Origin of the sequence: Pantoea sp. Morm, assembly GCF_016643525.1 — a bacterium.
GTDB lineage: Bacteria > Pseudomonadota > Gammaproteobacteria > Enterobacterales > Enterobacteriaceae > Pantoea > Pantoea dispersa.
Genome location: NZ_VOQX01000089.1, coordinates 1 through 16,964 on the forward strand (window position 1 = coordinate 1; position 16,964 = coordinate 16,964).

Consider the following 16,964-nt stretch of genomic DNA (forward strand, 5'->3'; position numbering starts at 1 on the left):
TTTCGCTTAATCCGTGTACAATACCGCGTTATTTCTATAATGCCTGAGGCAAAGCTGTGATCGAAAATTTGCGTAACATCGCCATCATCGCGCACGTTGACCATGGTAAGACCACCCTGGTTGACAAACTGCTGCAACAGTCCGGTACTTTTGATGCCCGTACCGAAGCGACTGAGCGCGTGATGGACTCCAACGATTTGGAGAAAGAGCGTGGGATTACCATCCTCGCGAAAAACACCGCCATCAAATGGAACGACTACCGTATCAACATCGTTGATACCCCGGGACACGCCGACTTCGGTGGTGAAGTTGAGCGCGTCATGTCCATGGTGGATTCGGTGCTGCTGGTTGTAGACGCGATGGATGGCCCTATGCCGCAAACCCGCTTCGTAACCAAGAAAGCCTTTGCCCACGGTTTGAAGCCGATTGTAGTCATCAACAAAGTTGACCGTCCTGGCGCGCGTCCGGACTGGGTTGTGGACCAGGTATTTGACCTGTTCGTTAACCTCGACGCGACTGACGAACAGCTCGATTTCCCGATCATTTATGCGTCTGCGCTGAATGGTATCGCCGGTCTGGATCACACCGACATGGCTGACGACATGACGCCGCTGTATCAGGCAATCGTCGACCACGTTTCTCCACCGCAGGTTGAAGTTGAAGCCCCACTGCAGATGCAGATCTCGCAGCTGGACTACAACAACTACCTCGGCGTAATCGGTATCGGCCGCATCAAGCGCGGTAAAGTGAAGCCAAACCAGCAGGTTACTGTAATCGACAGCGAAGGGAAAACCCGTAACGCGAAAGTCGGTAAAGTGCTGGGCCATCTGGGTCTGGAGCGTATTGAATCCGACCTGGCTGAAGCGGGCGACATCATCGCTATCACCGGTCTGGGCGAGCTGAACATCTCCGACACCATCTGCGACACGCAGAATGTGGAAGCGCTGCCGGCGCTGAGCGTGGATGAGCCAACCGTAACCATGTTCTTCAACGTCAACACCTCACCGTTCTGTGGTAAAGAAGGTAAGTTTGTGACGTCGCGTCAGATCCTTGAGCGTCTGAACAAAGAGCTGGTGCACAACGTAGCGCTGCGCGTAGAAGAAACTGAAGATGCTGATGCATTCCGCGTATCCGGTCGTGGTGAGCTGCACCTGTCAGTTCTGATCGAGAATATGCGTCGTGAAGGCTACGAGCTGGCGGTATCCCGTCCGAAAGTTATCTACCGTGAATTCGAAGGCCGCAAGCAGGAGCCATTCGAAAACGTTACCCTCGACATCGAAGAAACCCATCAGGGTTCAGTGATGCAGGCGATGGGTGAGCGTAAAGGCGACCTGAAAAACATGGATCCGGATGGTAAAGGCCGCGTACGTCTCGACTACGTGATCCCAAGCCGTGGTCTGATCGGCTTCCGTAACGAATTCATGACCATGACTTCCGGTACCGGTCTGCTGTACTCCACCTTCAGCCACTACGACGACGTGCGTCCGGGCGAAGTGGGCCAGCGTCAGAACGGCGTGCTGATCTCCAACGGTCAGGGTAAAGCGGTTGCCTTCGCCCTGTTCGGCCTGCAGGATCGCGGTAAGCTGTTCCTCGGTCACGGTGCGGAAGTGTATGAAGGCCAGATCATCGGTATTCACAGCCGTTCTAACGACCTGACCGTAAACTGCCTGACCGGTAAGAAACTGACCAACATGCGTGCGTCAGGTACTGACGAAGCTACCACCCTGGTACCACCGCAGAAAATGACGCTGGAGCAGGCTATCGAGTTCATCGATGACGACGAACTGGTAGAAGTGACGCCGCAGTCAGTACGTATTCGTAAACGCCACCTGACCGAGAACGATCGCAAGCGCGCGTCTCGCGGCAGCAAAGAGTAAGCGAAATCGTCTGATAATGAGCCCCGCACCCGCGGGGCTTTTTTTTTGCCTGCCGTCTGAGGCAGCGCGACCCGCACGAAATCAGACCCCGCTTGCGGAATGCGGATTTCCCCTAAGCGTACCTGTTCAGGCTTGCCTTTTACCGCTAGAGTGAATGATCCAGGGAACGTAGAGGAGAGGTGTCATGCTGTACATCTTTGATTTAGGCAATGTGATTGTTGATATCGATTTCAATCGGGTACTCGGCGTCTGGAGCGATCTGGGACGCGTGCCGCTTGCCACGCTGCAGAGCCGTTTTCGCATGGACGAGACCTTCGAGCAGCACGAGCGGGGCGAAATCAGCGACCCGGAGTTTGCCGCCCGGCTGTGTGACCAGCTCGATATTGCCCTGAGCTATCCGCAGTTCACCGCTGGCTGGCAGGCGGTGTTTGTCGGCGTGCGTCCGGAAACGCTGGCGATCATGAACCAGCTGCGCGCCAGCGGCGAGCGCGTGGTGATTCTGTCTAACACCAACCAGCTGCATTTCGAGTTCTGGCCAACGCAGTATCCGGAAGTGCAGCAGGCTGCTGACCACATCTATATGTCGCAGGATATCGGCATGCGCAAACCAGAAGCGCGCATCTGGCACTACGTACTGGAGCATGAAGGCTTCACCGCCGATCAGGCGGTATTCTTTGATGACAACCAGGCCAATGTTGATGCGGCGCGCGCGCTGGGCATTGAGAGCGTGCTGGTCGAAGATGCGAAAACCGTGCCTGACTGGTTTGCGAGCCGTCGCTGAGTGACCATGCGAACTCATCTGCGCCACTCGGCGCATGCGTTTTTCCTGTGGATCAAACTGCTGTGGCGCCGCATTGATGAAGACAACATGACCACGCAGGCCGGTAATCTGGCCTACGTGTCGCTGCTGGCGCTGGTGCCGCTGATTGCCGTGGTATTCGCGCTGTTTGCCGCCTTCCCGGTGTTCTCGGACATCAGCGTGCAGCTGAAGAACTTCATCTTCACTAACTTCATGCCAGCCGCCGGGGATGTGATTCAGCGCTATCTCGATCAGTTTGTCGCCAACGTCAACAAAATGACGGCGGTGGGGGCGGTCGGGCTGATTGTCACTGCGCTGCTGCTGATGCACTCGGTCGACAGCGCGCTCAACGCCATCTGGCGCAGCGACAAGCCGCGCCCGATGGTCTACTCCTTTGCGGTCTACTGGATGATTCTGACGCTGGGACCGCTGCTGGCCGGTGCCAGTCTGGCCATCAGCTCCTATCTGCTGTCGCTGCGCTGGGTGAACGTGACCGGCGTCACCAGCCTGATCGATCAGGCGCTACGCATCTTCCCGCTGGTACTCTCCATTCTCGCCTTCTGGCTGCTGTACAGCATTGTGCCGACGCGGCGCGTGCCGGGACGCGATGCGTTGATAGGTGCGGTGGTCGCGGGTCTGCTGTTCGAGCTGGGCAAAAAAGGCTTTGCGCTCTATGTTACGATGTTTCCTTCGTATCAGTTAATTTACGGCGTGCTGGCGGTGATCCCCATCCTGTTTCTGTGGGTTTACTGGACCTGGTGTATTGTGTTGTTAGGCGCGGAAGTGACCGTCACGCTGGATGACTATCGCCAGTTAAAACAGCAGGAACGCGATAAAGAACGAGAGGAAACATGATTGCTTTGATTCAGCGTGTGACGCGCGCCAGCGTCAGCGTGGATAACGCCACGGTGGGCGAAATTGGCGCCGGTCTGCTGGTGCTGCTGGGGGTGGAAAAGGGCGATGATGAGCAGAAATCACAGCGCCTGGCGGAGAAAGTGCTGGGCTACCGCATTTTTGGCGATGAGAACGACAAAATGAATCTCAGCGTACAGCAGACAGGCGGTAGCGTGCTGGTGGTTTCGCAATTCACCCTGGCGGCCGACACGCAAAAAGGCATGCGTCCCTCTTTCTCTGGCGGCGCGCATCCGGCGGAAGCCGAGCGCCTCTATCACGACTTCAGCGATCGCTGCCGGGCGCTGGGCGTCACCACCGCCAACGGGCGCTTCGCCGCCAATATGCAGGTTTCGCTGATTAACGATGGTCCGGTGACCTTCTGGTTACAGGTGTGAGATTTTTAGCCGAGCGGCAAGGGATCAGCCACGCAAGCTCCGAACGAGAGAATCACTTTATGTATCATCTTCGCGTACCGCAAACGGCGGAAGAGCTGGATATGTATTACCAGTTCCGCTGGGAAATGTTACGGAAGCCGCTGCGCCAGCCGCAGGGCTCAGAACGTGATGCCTGGGATGCGCTGGCGCATCACCAGATGGTGGTGGATGAGCACGGCAAACCGGTAGCGGTAGGCCGGCTGTATATCAATGCGGAAAATGAAGCGGCGATCCGCTTTCTGGCGGTGCATCCGTCGGTGCAGGGCAAAGGGCTGGGTACGCTGGTGGCGATGACGCTGGAGTCGGTGGCGCGCCAGGAAGGGGCCAAACGCGTCACCTGTAGCGCGCGCGAGGATGCGGTGGAGTTCTTTGCCAAGCTCGGCTTTGTTAATCAGGGCGAAATTACCGCACCGCAAACCACGCCGGTGCGTCACTTCCTGATGATTAAACCGGTGGTGACGCTGGATGATATTCTGCATCGCGCCGACTGGTGTGGACAGCTGCAGCAGGCGTGGTACGAACACATCCCGTTGAGCGAAAAAATGGGCGTGCGTATTTTGCAGTACACCGGGCAGAAGTTTGTCACCACCATGCCGGAAGCTGGCAACCAGAATCCGCACCACACGCTGTTTGCCGGCAGCCTGTTTTCACTCGCCACGCTCACCGGCTGGGGATTGATCTGGCTGCTGCTGCGTGAACGCCATCTTGGCGGCACCATCATTCTGGCCGATGCACATATTCGCTACAGCAAACCCATCAGCGGACGGCCCGGCGCCATCGCCGATCTCGGCTCGCTGAGCGGCGATCTCGACCGGCTGGCGCGCGGACGAAAAGCACGCGTACAGATGGAGGTGGAGCTGTTTGGGGATGATGAGCTGGGCGCGGTGTTTGAAGGTGTTTACATCGTGTTACCCGCCGATCCCGACGGACCGCTGGAAGAGGGCGGTTCAGGCGCGCGTATTAATTAACCACGCAGCGCGCAGCCACAAAATTAATCCGATTACCCCGGTGCGCATGAATGCGCACCCTGGAAAAACGGTGCATTGATTTTGTAGGGGCGCCATTAATGGCGACCAAAAAAGCGCAACTGACCCGCATCGCGCTTTTTCAGCGCGATCGGTCATGCAATCATCACTGCACCTGCCCGCCACGCATCGTCTGCTGCACCGACTGCGTATCCGTCGTCACCGACAAACTGCCTTCTGCGCTGGTACGCAGCGGGGCGCCCGCGCTGAGCGATCCCTTCAGCTGCAGCTGCAAATTACTGCTGCCGCTCAGCGGCAGCGCAGGCCAGCCCCAGTTTTGCAGCACGTTTGCCGGCACCGCCTGGCCTTTCAGGTTCAGCGTAAACGGACGCTGTGCTTCCTGTCCTGCGGTTGCCGTGCCTTCCAGTAATCCGCTGCCGTTAAAGGCGCTCATCTCGCTGACCTCAATCTGCCGATCGCTGGCGTTCAGGCTAATCGACGGATGGCGCAAATCGGTGCGGTTAAAGGTGGCTTCCGCCGCGTTAAAGCTGGCTTTGCCCGCCCAGATGCCCCATTGATGCTGGCGCGCCAGCAGCAGATTATCTGCATTACCGTCGAGCGCGGTCATCTGGAACGGGAAGGCCGGATTGATATCAATCACCAGGTTACGGTTAGCCGTCGCGCGCTTCACCAGCACGCTATCCAGCCAGCCCGGCAGCGTCTGCTGCCAGCGATCGCGCCAGTTTTGCGGCAGCGTGTATTCCAGGCCGGCAATGGCTAAATCGTCAAGCGTCAGGCGCTTATCGCTGCGCGTCCAGCTGCCGCTGGCGCGAATCACGCCGTTGACCCAGCGGGAGCTGAACTGCGTCAGTTGAATGCCCTGCGGTGAGAATTCGGCGTTGACGATCGGATCGTTGAGTTCAAAGCTGCCGTTAATAAAGTTGCCGGCGTTCATGGCCAGCGAACCGTCGTCGCTCTGCCAGTCATCGCCGCGCAGCGTAATGTTCTTCAGGGTCAGATCGAGATCGGTCACCGCCCAGTCCGGGCCCTGCAGGCGCGCATCGGTCATATCCAGCCGGTTGATGCTCACCGAAGGCACGTCACGCAGCGGACTGAGGAACTCGCTCAGGCTCTGCTGGGTTTGCAGACGGATATCGTTAAGACGCAGCTGGTTGATTTGCCAGTTACCCTGCGCGTCGCGCTCGGCACGTCCGGTCATTGAGCCGCGCGCCAGATCGGCGCCGATATTGCTCAGCACCAGCCGGCGTTTGGCGATATTGCCCTGCAGCAGCACGTTGTTACCGGCGACGCCGTCCAGCGTCATGGCACCTGCGCTCATCTGGAACTGCGCATCGCTGCCCAGCATATCGTCAGGCGTGGGCTTCCACGGCACAATGCCGCCGTTGACCCGCTGCGCCGCCAGCGGCAGGGCGCTGTGCGGGCTTTCGATCTGCACATTATTGAGCTGCAGCCGGTTGGCCTGAATCGGCAGCGTGGTTTGTGGTGACTGGTTAGCGAGGTTGATGTCGCCGTCGCGCACTTCAATGCTGTCGAAATGCAGCGGATCGCTGAACTGCACCAGTGCCAGTCCGAGATCGACGCGCTTCGCCACCAGCACCGCCGGCTGGCCGTCGTGGCCGAAGCTGAAGTCATCCAGAATGATGTGGGAAGGCGAGGAGAAGTTGTGCTCAATCTTACTCAGCGACAAATGCCAGGCGGTTTTATCGCTTACCCAACGGCTAAACCAGCCTGCGCCCCACTGGGTTTGCAGCAGCACATAGAGAACCACCAGCGCCAGCAGAATCAGCAGTAACAAGGTAAGGAAAAACTTGCCTAAAAATTTCATCGCATCCATCCATCCCGATATTTATCCGGTGAGTGGTTGTTATGCCTGAATTACCGTTACAGCTCAACAGCCTGGATGAAAAAGCGGATAAATAACAGGCAGGCCGTAGCCTGCCAGCAGCATTACTTTTCCTGCGGAAAGACGAGGTTAAGCACGATAGCGGTGATACCCCCGGCGGCGATGCCGGATGACAGCAGGGTTTTCAGCCAGTCCGGGGCAAATTGCAGGATCAGCGGCTGTTGCGATACGCCGAGGCCCACCGCCAGCGACAGCGCGATGATCATAATGGCGCGGCGATTGAGCGGCTCGCGCGAAACAATGCGCACGCCGGAAGCGGCAATGGTACCAAACATCACGATGGTTGCACCGCCCAGTACCGGTTCCGGAATATGCTGCACAAAGCCGCTCACCGCCGGGAACAGGCCGAGTACGATCAGCATCAGCGCCACCACAAAGCCCACGTAGCGGCTGGCCACGCCGGTCAGCTGAATCACCCCGTTGTTCTGACCAAAGCAGGAGTTAGGGAAGGTGTTGAACAGCGCCGACACAAACGAGTTGAGACCATTGGCCAGCACGCCGCCTTTCAGACGCTTCATATACAGCGGACCGCTGACCGGCTGTTCGGAGACATCGGAGGTGGCGGTAATATCGCCGATGGTTTCCAGCGAGGTCACCATAAACACCAGCATCAGCGGGATTAGCAGATTCCAGTCAAAACCCAGGCCGTAATAGAGCGGCGACGGCACGGCCAGCAGCGCCTGGTTGGTGGGTGCAGAGGTAGCGGGCAGCATATCCAGCGCCCAGGCCAGCGCATAACCCACCGCCATGGCGATCACCAGCGACGCGACGCGCAGATAAGGGTTGCGCTGGCGGTTGAGCAGGATGATAACCAGCAGCACGGCACCGGCCAGCAGCAGATTTTTCGGCGCACCAAAGCTGTGATCGTTCATGGCGGCGAAGCCACCGCCAATCGAGGTCAGTCCTACCTGAATCAGCGACAGGCCGATAATCATCACCACAATGCCGGACACCAGCGGCGTGATGATGCGCCGTGCGAGGTGCAGCACGCGTGACAGCAACATCTCGGTACAGGAGGCCACCATCAGGGTACCAAACAGCGCTGCCATCATGGTCGGCACATCGGCGCCGCCGTTTTTCAGCGCCATACCGCCCATGATCAGCGGCGTGACAAAGTTAAAGCTGGTGCCCTGAATCGACAGCAGGCCAGAACCCACCGGTCCCCAGGTTTTAATTTGCAGAATGGACGCCACGCCCGAAGCAAACAGCGACATGCTGATGATGTGCTGCGTATCCTGCGCCGGTAAGCCGAGCGCCTGGCAGATCAGCAGTGCCGGGGTAATCACCGCCACAAACATCGCCAGCAGATGCTGGCAGGCAGCAAACAGCGTTTGCGGCAGCGGCGGACGATCTTCAAGACGGTAAATCAGTTCACTTTTGCTCTCGCCTGGCGCAGTGGCAGGCTGGCGGGATTCAGCAGTATTGACGGACATGGTGGCTTCTCAATAACAACAAAGGGGCGATTTTAAACGGTTGCGTTGTGAAAGCAATCGTTTGCAATGCCCCTTTTGGTTGTGATTGATCTAGAGCGTAAACACCGTGCGGCAGCGGCTGTCATCCTGCTGCCACGCCTGCTCTACCTCACTCAGCGGACGCTGCTGAAAAGCGATGGAGAAGTCACTTTCAGCGGCGGCGTTCAGCATCTCACCAATACAGGCGATCAGTTCGCTGTCAGAGACGCTGCCCAGTCCGCTGCCCATCAGCGTCAGCCCGGATGAGCGCAGCAGTTTACTGTGCAGTGCGATCTCCTGCCCGCTGAGCGACCCAATCTGCACGAAGCGCACCGTTTTCTCACCGCCGGCCACGGCCGCATGCATGATGTCGAGCGCACTCTGGCCCCACAGATAATCCAGCACCACATCAATGCCCTGCTGCATCAGCGCTGGCAGCGCGCCGGGCAGTTCATCCAGCGTCAGGATGATATCCGCACCCTGCGTGCGCAGCTGCTCCAGCACCGCGCGGTTACGGCCGGTGGCGATGATTTTCCCGGCACCGAGGTGACGCGCAATACGCACCGCCAGCCCGCCGGAGGTGCCGGTTGCACCGTTGATCAGCACGGTTTCACCCGCCTGAAACTGCGCGCGACGCGTCAGTGCGGCCCACGAGGACATGCCGGGATTGGCGATTGCCGCAGCCAGCAGCGGATCAAGCGTCGGCGGCAGCGCAACCACCGCTGCAGCCGGCACCCGGGTCTGCTGCGCCATACTGCCCCACGGTGCGCTAAAGGCGAGAAAATAGACCGGATCGCCGTTGCTCAGCGTGCCGGTGCCATCAATACCGGCGATAAACGGATAGTGGCTACCGGCGCTGTAATGGGCGCCGGCGGCCCGCGCTTTCGCCAGCTGGCTGATGGCGGCGGCCTTCACCGTCACCACCACATGCTGTTCATCGGCCTGCGGTGGCGGGAAATCGCCCCATACCGGTTTCTCACCTGCGGCACTGACAATGGCTGCTTTCATGTTTCACCTTCAGTTCATCGGATAATATGTGTAATATGCACACATTAGGCCTGTTCTGGGATGACGTCAATGAAAAGCGTGCAAAATACACATAATAATGCCAGCTTCGATGATTTGCACAATGCGCTGCTGATGATCGTCGGCACCTTTAATCGTCCGCAACGTGATGAATTACTGATAAAAGAGTCCGGTATCCAGCTGGATCGCGCCCTGTTTCCGCTGCTGATCCAGATTGGCCGCTTTGGTCCCCTCGGCGTGGTCGAGCTGGCCGATCGCGCCGGGCGCGATTACACCACCGTCAGCCGCCAGGTGGCGAAGCTGGAAGAGCTGGGGCTGGCGCAGCGGCAGAAAAATGTCAGAGACAAGCGGGTCAATGAGGCGGTGATCACGGCGGCGGGAAAAGCGATGACGGATAAAATCGACGCGGCGCGCACCCAGATCTATCAGCAGCTGTTCGCTGGCTGGCCAGCCGAAGAGCGCGCTGAGTTAACGCGCCTGTTACAGCGCTTCGTCGGGGATTTTATGGCGGTAGATCGACAGTCGCAGCTGGATTAAGCGTGGCTGTAGCGCTCGGTTTCCGGCAGCCAGCGCTCGATCAGCGCCTGGGCCTGTTCGGGATAATGCTGGTGGATATGGCGCGCCACGCGCTGAACTTCCGGAATCATGCTTTGATCGCGCAGTAAATCGGCGACTTTAAACTCGGCGTTGCCGGTCTGGCGCGTGCCGAGCAGTTCACCCGGACCGCGAATTTCCAGATCGTGCTGGGCGATGACAAAACCGTCGTTGCTGTCGCGCAGCACCTGCAGGCGTTTCTGCGCGGTTTTACTCAGCGGCGCTTTGTACAGCAGCACGCAGTGTGAGGCGACGGCACCGCGGCCAACGCGTCCGCGCAGCTGATGCAGCTGCGCCAGACCAAGTCGTTCCGGGTTTTCGATGATCATCAGGCTGGCGTTGGGCACATCCACGCCAACCTCAATCACCGTGGTGGCCACCAGTAGCTGGATTTCGTTGGCCTTGAACGCCGCCATTACCGCCTGTTTCTCCGCAGGCTTCATGCGCCCGTGTACCAGACCGACCTGCAGATCCGGCAGCGCCACTTTCAGCTCCTGCCGGGTGGCTTCCGCCGCCTGCGCTTCCAGCACGTCGGATTCATCGATCAGCGTACACACCCAATAGGCCTGACGGCCCTCGTGGCAGGCGCTTTGCACCCGGGTGATGATGTCGCTGCGGCGGGTATCGGGAATTGCCACCGTGGTCACCGGCGTACGGCCCGGCGGCAGCTCGTCAATGGTTGAGGTATCCAGATCGGCGTAGGCCGTCATCGCCAGGGTGCGCGGAATCGGGGTGGCGGTCATGATCAGCTGATGCGGATGGAAACCCTGCTCTTCGCCTTTTTCCCACAGCGCCAGCCGCTGATGCACGCCGAAACGGTGCTGCTCATCAATGATCACCAGCGCCATGCCGTTGAACTTCACCTGTTCCTGGAACAGCGCATGCGTGCCCACCACCATCGCCACCTGACCGCTGGCAATCGCCTCCTGTTGCGCTTCGCGCGCTTTCCCTTTCTGCTTTCCTGCCAGCCAGCCAACTTCCACGCCAAGCGGCGCAAACCACTGGCGGAAATTACTGGCGTGTTGTTCTGCCAGCAGTTCGGTCGGCGCCATCAGCGCTACCTGCTTGCCGTGGGCGATCACGTTCAGCGCCGCCAGCGCAGCCACCAGCGTTTTACCGGAGCCGACATCACCCTGCACCAGGCGCATCATCGGGAAGTCATGCGCCAGATCGCGCTCAATCTCTGCGACCACGCGCCGCTGCGCCGCGGTGGGCGAGAATGGCAGCGCGGCCAGCAGTTTATCCACCAGTTGGTGGCGTGCCGGCATGGGCAGGGCGTGATGGCGCTGCGCGCCGGCGCGTACCGCCAGCATGCTGAGATTGTGCGCCAGCAGCTCTTCGAGAATCAGACGCTTCTGCGCCGGATGACGGCCGGTTTCCAGCTCGCTCAGGCGCAGGTCCGGCGGCGGCCGGTGCAGGGTGCGCAGCGCCTCTGGCAGACTGATCAGACCGCCGCTCAATTCCGGCGGCAGCAGCTCGGCAATCGGGCAGCTCTCCAGCAGCGTCAGTGCCTGATCGGTGAGATTGCGCAGCGTGGCCTGGCGAATACCTTCGGTGGTGGGATAGACCGGCGTCAGAGTTTCCTGCAGCTCAACGCCACCCAGCTCGCCCTGGACGCGATACTCCGGATGAATGATTTCGGCGCCGCGCTGGCCGCGTTTGATCTCGCCATAAGCGGTGACGCGACGGCCCGGTGCCAGGCTGTTTTTCATGCCGGCGTTGAAGTTGAAGAAGCGCATCGTCAGCACGCCGCTGCCGTCGCTGATGTGGCATACCAGCATGCGGCGGCGGCCAAAGGTGATTTCGCTGTGCAGCACTTCACCTTCCACCGTCGCCCAGATGCCGGGCAGCAGATCGTTAATTTTGTACAGCTGGGTGCGGTCTTCGTAGCGCAGCGGCAGATGCAGCAGCAGATCCTGAATAGTAAACAGGCCGAGTTTCGCCAGCTTACCCGCCTGGCTGGCGCCGACGCCGGTCAGGGTACTGAGCGGAATGGCATCCAGCAGACGGCCTTTCATTTTTTACCCGTCGCTTGCATGGTGGCCCACCAGGCGGCATCGGCTTCGACTTCGCCCTGCGCGTTGATGTGCGGATAGGGCAGGCCTTTCTGCTTCGCTACGCGCGCCAGCACCGGATAACCGCCCTCAAACAGCAGGCGCTGCTGCTCATCCTCGTCCAGCAGGCTGTGCTGGCGGCGATACATGCCGGCGTTTTGCCGCTGACGCTGGGCTTCATACAGAATCAGCGCAGAGGCCACGGAGACATTCAGCGACTGCACCATACCGACCATCGGAATGATGATATCGCGGTCGGCCAGCGCCAGCGCTTCAGCGGTGATGCCGGTTTTGTCCTGGCCCATCAAAATACAGGTCGGTTTGGTGTAATCGATCTCGCGGAAATCGACCGCTTTGTCAGACAGATGGGTCGCCAGCACCTGCATGCCGCGATCTTTCAGATGGCGCACCGCATCAGCAATGTGGCGATGGGTTTTCACCTTCACCCAACTGTTACTGCCCGCCGACGCGGACACCATGGTGCGCATACGCACGCTGGGCCATACCGCGTGCACTTCGTGGATGCCGACGGCGTCGGCGGTGCGGATCACCGCAGAGACATTGTGCGGCTTATGCACCTGCTCCATGCAGACGGTGAGATCGTGCTGGCGCATGGCCAGCATCTCCTGGATACGAGCAAAACGTTGAGCGTTCATGCACTAATTACGGTTACGGTGAACTTTAATCACGTCCGGCATCACGCGGATTTTACGCATGATATTGGCCAGATGGACGCGATCGTTCGCGGTGAGGCGGATGAAGGCGCTGTAAACGCGGCCGTCACGCTCTTCGGTATTGAGGCTTTGAATATTCGAACCTGCGGTATTGATTGCCGCGGTCAGGTTGGCCAGCGCGCCCTGGTGGTTAAACATATCCACCTTAATCTCGGCGACAAACTCCTGATCGGTCACTTTATCCCATTCAACCGGCATGAATTTTTCCGGTTCTTTCTGGTAGCCGCGAATGTTACGGCAGGATTCGTGATGCACCACCAGACCTTTACCGGGGCTGACGTGCGCGACAATCGGGTCGCCAGGAATCGGACGGCAGCACTTGGCGAAAGTGATCAGTACGCCATCAGCGCCCTTGATTGGCAGCTTTTTGCTGCGCTTACTGCTGCCAGATGACGGTTCGCTACCGGATTGCAGCAGGTTCTTCGCCACCACCACGCTCATGGCATTGCCGAGGCCAATCTCCGCCAGCAGATCGTCGATGCTGGAGAGCTTCATACGCTCCAGCTCCTGCTGAATATTCTCTGCAGGAATTTCGGCCAGCTTTTTACTGCCGCCGAGCGCGTGGCTCAGCAGACGACGGCCGAGGTTAACGGAATCTTCGCGCTTGAGGTTTTTCAGCAGCTGGCGAATTTTGGCACGCGCTTTTGAGCTGACCACAAAGTTGAGCCACGCGGCATTTGGCCGGGCGCCAGGGGCGGTAATGATTTCAATCGTCTGGCCGCTGGTCAGCGCCTGCGACAGCGGATACGGCTGGCGATCGACGCGCGCACCGACGCAGGCGTGGCCGATATCGGTGTGCACCGCATAGGCGAAATCCACCGGCGTGGCGCCCGCGGGCAGTTCGACGATGCGGCCTTCCGGCGTAAACACGTAGATCTCATCCGGGAACAGATCGGATTTTACGCTTTCGATGAATTCAAACGAGCTGCCAGCGCTCTGCTGCAGCTCCAGCAGGCTTTGCAGCCAGCGCTGGGCGCGAATTTGCGCGGTGGTACCGCTTTCGCCGGCTTCTTTATAAGCCCAGTGGGCCGCCACCCCCATCTCCGCCATCTGATCCATATCTTCGGTACGGATTTGCACCTCAACCGGCACGCCGTGCGGGCCGATCATTGAGGTGTGCAGTGACTGATAGCCGTTGGCTTTGGGAATGGCGATGTAATCTTTCACGCGTCCGGGACGCGGTTTGTACAGGCTGTGCATCTGACCGAGCACGCGATAGCAGGTATCAAGGTCTTTCACGATGACGCGAAAGGCATAGATATCCATGATCGAGTGAAATCGCTGCTCTTTCAGGTGCATTTTGCGGTAGATCGAATAGAGATGCTTTTCCCGTCCGCTGACGCGGCACGGAATGCCGGCTTCCTGCAGACGCCCGTCGATTTCGGACAGGATCTTCTGAATCATCTCTTTACGGTTACCGCGCGCCGCTTTCACCACCTCTTTAATCACGCGGAAACGGTTTGGGTAGAGCGCTTCAAAGCCGAGCTCTTCCAGTTCCGTTTTCAGGTGATGAATACCGAGGCGGTGCGCCAGAGGACTGTAAATCTCCAGCGTTTCCAGCGCGATGCGCCGTTTTTTATCCGGACGCAGCGCGCCCAGCGTGCGCATGTTGTGCGTGCGGTCAGCCAGTTTGATCAGGATGACGCGAATGTCCTGCACCATCGCCATGATCATTTTGCGGAAGTTTTCAGCCTGCGCTTCTTTCTTGTCGCGGAATTTCAGCTTATCGAGCTTGGAAACGCCTTCCACCAGCTCGGCCACGCTTTTTCCGAACAGCTGTTCCATGTCCTGATAGGTGGCGGGCGTATCCTCAATCACATCATGCAGCAGCGCCGCCATCAGCGTTTCGTGGTCGAGCTTCATCTCGGCCAGAATGCAGGCAACCGCAACGGGATGGGTGATATAGGGTTCGCCGCTGGAGCGTGTCTGGCCCTCGTGGGCATCACGTGCGACAAGGTAAGCTTGCTTGAGGCGCTTGATTTGCTCCTCAGGCAAGTATTTTTCAATCAGCTGATTGAGGCTTTCAAACAGATACAAGGTTGACCTGCAGAGTGCTGTTAACGACGACCTTCAGCGATAGCGGTAACGGCTTGTAACTCAGCGGCTTCCTGCTCTTGCTGTTCCTGACGATCACGGACATCCAGAATCTGGTTGGTGATCAGGCCTTCTTCGATTTCGCGCAGGGCGATAACGGTGGCTTTATCGTTCTCTTCCGGAACCAGCGGATCTTTGCCGCCTACCTGCATCTGACGTGCACGACGTGCAGCGACCAACACCAGGTCAAAACGGTTACCAACTTTCTCTACTGCGTCCTGAACGGTTACGCGTGCCATAGGTGTGCTACTCCACAGATGATGAAGAAATGACTGGGCATAATACTGAAAGTGACTTCAGACTGCCAATAGTTTGCTGATTAAAGCATCATGTCGCGCTTTCTGGCGACCCATACGCAGACGTTCTGCGCGAATAATGGTTTTCAGATCCGACAGCGCCAGATCGAAATCATCATTAACAATCAAATAATCGTATTCGGCATAGTGGCTCATTTCTGCCACTGCCTGCGCCATGCGGCGGGCGATCACCTCTTCGCTGTCCTGACCGCGGCCGCGCAGGCGGCGATCCAGCTCTTCGGTGGACGGCGGCAGAACAAAGATGCTGCGGGCGGCCGGCATTCTCTGGCGAATCTGCTGCGCGCCCTGCCAGTCAATGTCGAGAAACACGTCAACGCCGGTCGCCAGCACCTGCTCAATCGCCGCGCGTGAGGTGCCGTAATAATTGCCAAACACTTCCGCATGCTCAAGGAAAGCATCCTCGGCGATCATGCGTTCGAATTCAGGCTTTGAGACGAAAAAGTAGTGTTCACCATGCGCTTCGCCGGGGCGCACGCCGCGGGTGGTATGAGAAACAGACACCTGCGTATCGTACAGCGGTTGTGTCTTTAACAGCGCCTGAATCAGGCTGGATTTACCTGCGCCGCTGGGGGCGGAAACAATATAGAGCGTGCCTTGAGCCATGGTTATCTTGAATTGAGTAAAGAGCGGAGTCGATTTCCTGCACAGTATACACGGCTTAAGCGCAGCACGCAGCGTTTGCCGCCCGCACGCGGCAATTCTTTTTCTGTGCGCGCCCTCCAGCGGCAGCGCAACTTTCTGCAATTCGCACAAAAACCCGTCAGCCTCGCTCCACAATCGGCTTTTTAACGCTGGTGTCACTCACCACGGCACGCTGCAATCAGCAAAAAAGGAGGCGACGATGAAAGGATGGAGATGGCTGTGTGCGATGTTGCTGGCGGGATGTGCGAATGGGATGGCGGTTTGTCCCAACTGGTCACCGGTGCGCGCTGAACAGGAGATGGGCGTGCTGCACAACCAGCTGCGCCACTGGGATGATGCCTACTACCGTCAGGGGCAAAGCCCGGTAAGCGATGCCGACTACGACAGCCTGCAGCAGCGCTTACAGCAGTGGCAGCGCTGCTTCACGCCGGCGTTGCCCGGCTATGCGGCACAGCTCAGCACCGACGGCAGCACGCTGCATCCGGTGGCGCATACCGGCGTGCGCAAGCTGCGTGACAAGCTGGCGGTGGCCTACTGGATGCAGGATAAACCGGCGCTGTGGGTGCAGCCGAAAGTCGATGGCGTGGCGGTGACGCTGGTGTATCGCCACGGCGAACTGGCGGGCCTGATCAGCCGGGGCGACGGACTGCGCGGTGAACAGTGGCTGGCGAAAGCACCGCACATTGCGGCGATCCCGCGGCATATCGCGACCGACCGTGCGGAAGTGGTGTTACAGGGCGAACTATTTCTGACGATGACCGATCACCAGCAGGCGCGCGACGGCGGTCAGAATGCGCGCGCCCAGGTGGCGGGCGCCATGATGCGGCGCGAAGCCAGTCCGCTGCTGTCGCGCATTGGTGTGTTTATCTGGGCATGGCCGGATGGGCCGCCGATGATGCAGGCGCGGCTGGCGCAGCTTACGCAGTGGGGCTTTGCCCTGACGCAGCAGTGGAGCCGCCAGGTCAGCAATGAGGAGGAGGTCGCGGCCTGGCGTGAGCGCTGGTATCGCCAGCCGCTGCCTTTTGTCACTGATGGTGTGGTGATTCACCAGTCACCGCAGCGCGTCGGGCGCGACTGGCAGCCCGGGCAGGGCAGCTGGTCGGCCGCGTGGAAATATCAGCCTGCCGAAGTCAGCAGCGAAGTGCTGTCGGTGGATTTC

Annotated in this window: 14 protein-coding genes and 1 pseudogene; 7 read left to right on the forward strand and 8 right to left on the reverse strand. The window is 59.1% G+C overall.

Features of this window, described 5'->3' with window-relative positions; genetic code table 11:
* Positions 1-56 precede the first annotated feature (56 nt).
* From typA to fabY, 5 genes are all read left to right on the forward strand, one after another.
* Entirely contained in the window at positions 57-1,877 is a 1,821-nt protein-coding gene (gene typA, locus FT726_RS21970; protein WP_058771001.1) for a ribosome-dependent GTPase TypA, read from the forward strand.
* 184 nt (positions 1,878-2,061) lie between these two features.
* On the forward strand, positions 2,062-2,658 hold the full coding sequence (gene yihX / locus FT726_RS21975) for a glucose-1-phosphatase (RefSeq protein ID WP_021507115.1): 597 nt from the start codon (positions 2,062-2,064) through the stop codon (positions 2,656-2,658).
* A 6-nt stretch (positions 2,659-2,664) separates the two neighbouring features.
* The gene (locus FT726_RS21980) at positions 2,665-3,531 is read left to right on the forward strand and encodes a virulence factor BrkB family protein (protein ID WP_021507114.1); all 867 of its coding nucleotides are present in this window, start codon (positions 2,665-2,667) and stop codon (positions 3,529-3,531) included.
* Positions 3,528-3,965 carry a D-aminoacyl-tRNA deacylase gene (gene dtd, locus FT726_RS21985; protein WP_021507113.1) on the forward strand — a complete coding sequence of 146 codons (438 nt, stop codon included), beginning with the start codon at positions 3,528-3,530 and terminating at the stop codon, positions 3,963-3,965. Before FT726_RS21980 ends, dtd begins: the two co-directional genes overlap by 4 nt.
* Before the next feature lie 59 nt (positions 3,966-4,024).
* The gene (fabY, locus tag FT726_RS21990; protein WP_021507112.1) at positions 4,025-4,972 is read left to right on the forward strand and encodes a fatty acid biosynthesis protein FabY; all 948 of its coding nucleotides are present in this window, start codon (positions 4,025-4,027) and stop codon (positions 4,970-4,972) included.
* Between the two features lie 163 nt (positions 4,973-5,135).
* Here the strand turns inward: fabY and FT726_RS21995 are convergent, their stop codons facing one another.
* The 3 genes from FT726_RS21995 to FT726_RS22005 all read right to left on the reverse strand — a co-directional run bounded on the left by FT726_RS21995 (position 5,136) and on the right by FT726_RS22005 (position 9,352).
* Complete coding sequence (locus FT726_RS21995; protein WP_215800507.1) at positions 5,136-6,815, reverse strand: AsmA family protein; 1,680 nt, start codon at positions 6,813-6,815, stop codon at positions 5,136-5,138.
* Between the two features lie 122 nt (positions 6,816-6,937).
* Positions 6,938-8,326, reverse strand: a complete 1,389-nt coding sequence (locus FT726_RS22000) for an NCS2 family protein (RefSeq protein WP_104094268.1) — start codon at positions 8,324-8,326, stop codon at positions 6,938-6,940.
* A gap of 90 nt (positions 8,327-8,416) precedes the next feature.
* Positions 8,417-9,352, reverse strand: coding sequence for a zinc-binding alcohol dehydrogenase family protein (locus tag FT726_RS22005; protein WP_215800506.1), 936 nt, complete (start codon positions 9,350-9,352; stop codon positions 8,417-8,419).
* Positions 9,353-9,421: 69 nt separating this feature from the next.
* Between FT726_RS22005 and FT726_RS22010 the strand changes: the two genes are divergently transcribed.
* Complete coding sequence (locus FT726_RS22010) at positions 9,422-9,907, forward strand: MarR family winged helix-turn-helix transcriptional regulator (RefSeq protein ID WP_288421263.1); 486 nt, start codon at positions 9,422-9,424, stop codon at positions 9,905-9,907.
* Here the strand turns inward: FT726_RS22010 and recG are convergent.
* Genes recG through gmk form a run of 5 tightly spaced genes read right to left on the reverse strand, consistent with a single transcriptional unit; the run spans position 9,904 to position 15,766 of the window.
* The gene (gene recG / locus FT726_RS22015) at positions 9,904-11,982 is read right to left on the reverse strand and encodes an ATP-dependent DNA helicase RecG (RefSeq protein ID WP_346303443.1); all 2,079 of its coding nucleotides are present in this window, start codon (positions 11,980-11,982) and stop codon (positions 9,904-9,906) included. The two genes, FT726_RS22010 and recG, sit on opposite strands and share 4 nt — an antisense overlap.
* Positions 11,979-12,674, reverse strand: coding sequence for a tRNA (guanosine(18)-2'-O)-methyltransferase TrmH (gene trmH, locus FT726_RS22020; protein ID WP_346303444.1), 696 nt, complete (start codon positions 12,672-12,674; stop codon positions 11,979-11,981). Before trmH ends, recG begins: the two co-directional genes overlap by 4 nt.
* Positions 12,675-12,677: 3 nt before the next feature.
* Positions 12,678-14,789, reverse strand: coding sequence for a bifunctional GTP diphosphokinase/guanosine-3',5'-bis pyrophosphate 3'-pyrophosphohydrolase (spoT, locus tag FT726_RS22025; protein ID WP_021507105.1), 2,112 nt, complete (start codon positions 14,787-14,789; stop codon positions 12,678-12,680).
* A 20-nt stretch (positions 14,790-14,809) separates the two neighbouring features.
* Entirely contained in the window at positions 14,810-15,085 is a 276-nt protein-coding gene (rpoZ, locus tag FT726_RS22030) for a DNA-directed RNA polymerase subunit omega (RefSeq protein WP_021314198.1), read from the reverse strand.
* A 57-nt stretch (positions 15,086-15,142) separates the two neighbouring features.
* Positions 15,143-15,766 (reverse strand): guanylate kinase, encoded by a 624-nt coding sequence (gene gmk, locus FT726_RS22035; protein ID WP_021507104.1) that lies wholly within the window; start codon positions 15,764-15,766, stop codon positions 15,143-15,145.
* Between the two features lie 238 nt (positions 15,767-16,004).
* On the opposite strand from gmk, the pseudogene ligB reads away from it, so the two are divergent.
* Positions 16,005-16,964, forward strand: a pseudogene (gene ligB / locus FT726_RS22040) (ATP-dependent DNA ligase); the annotation flags it as partial.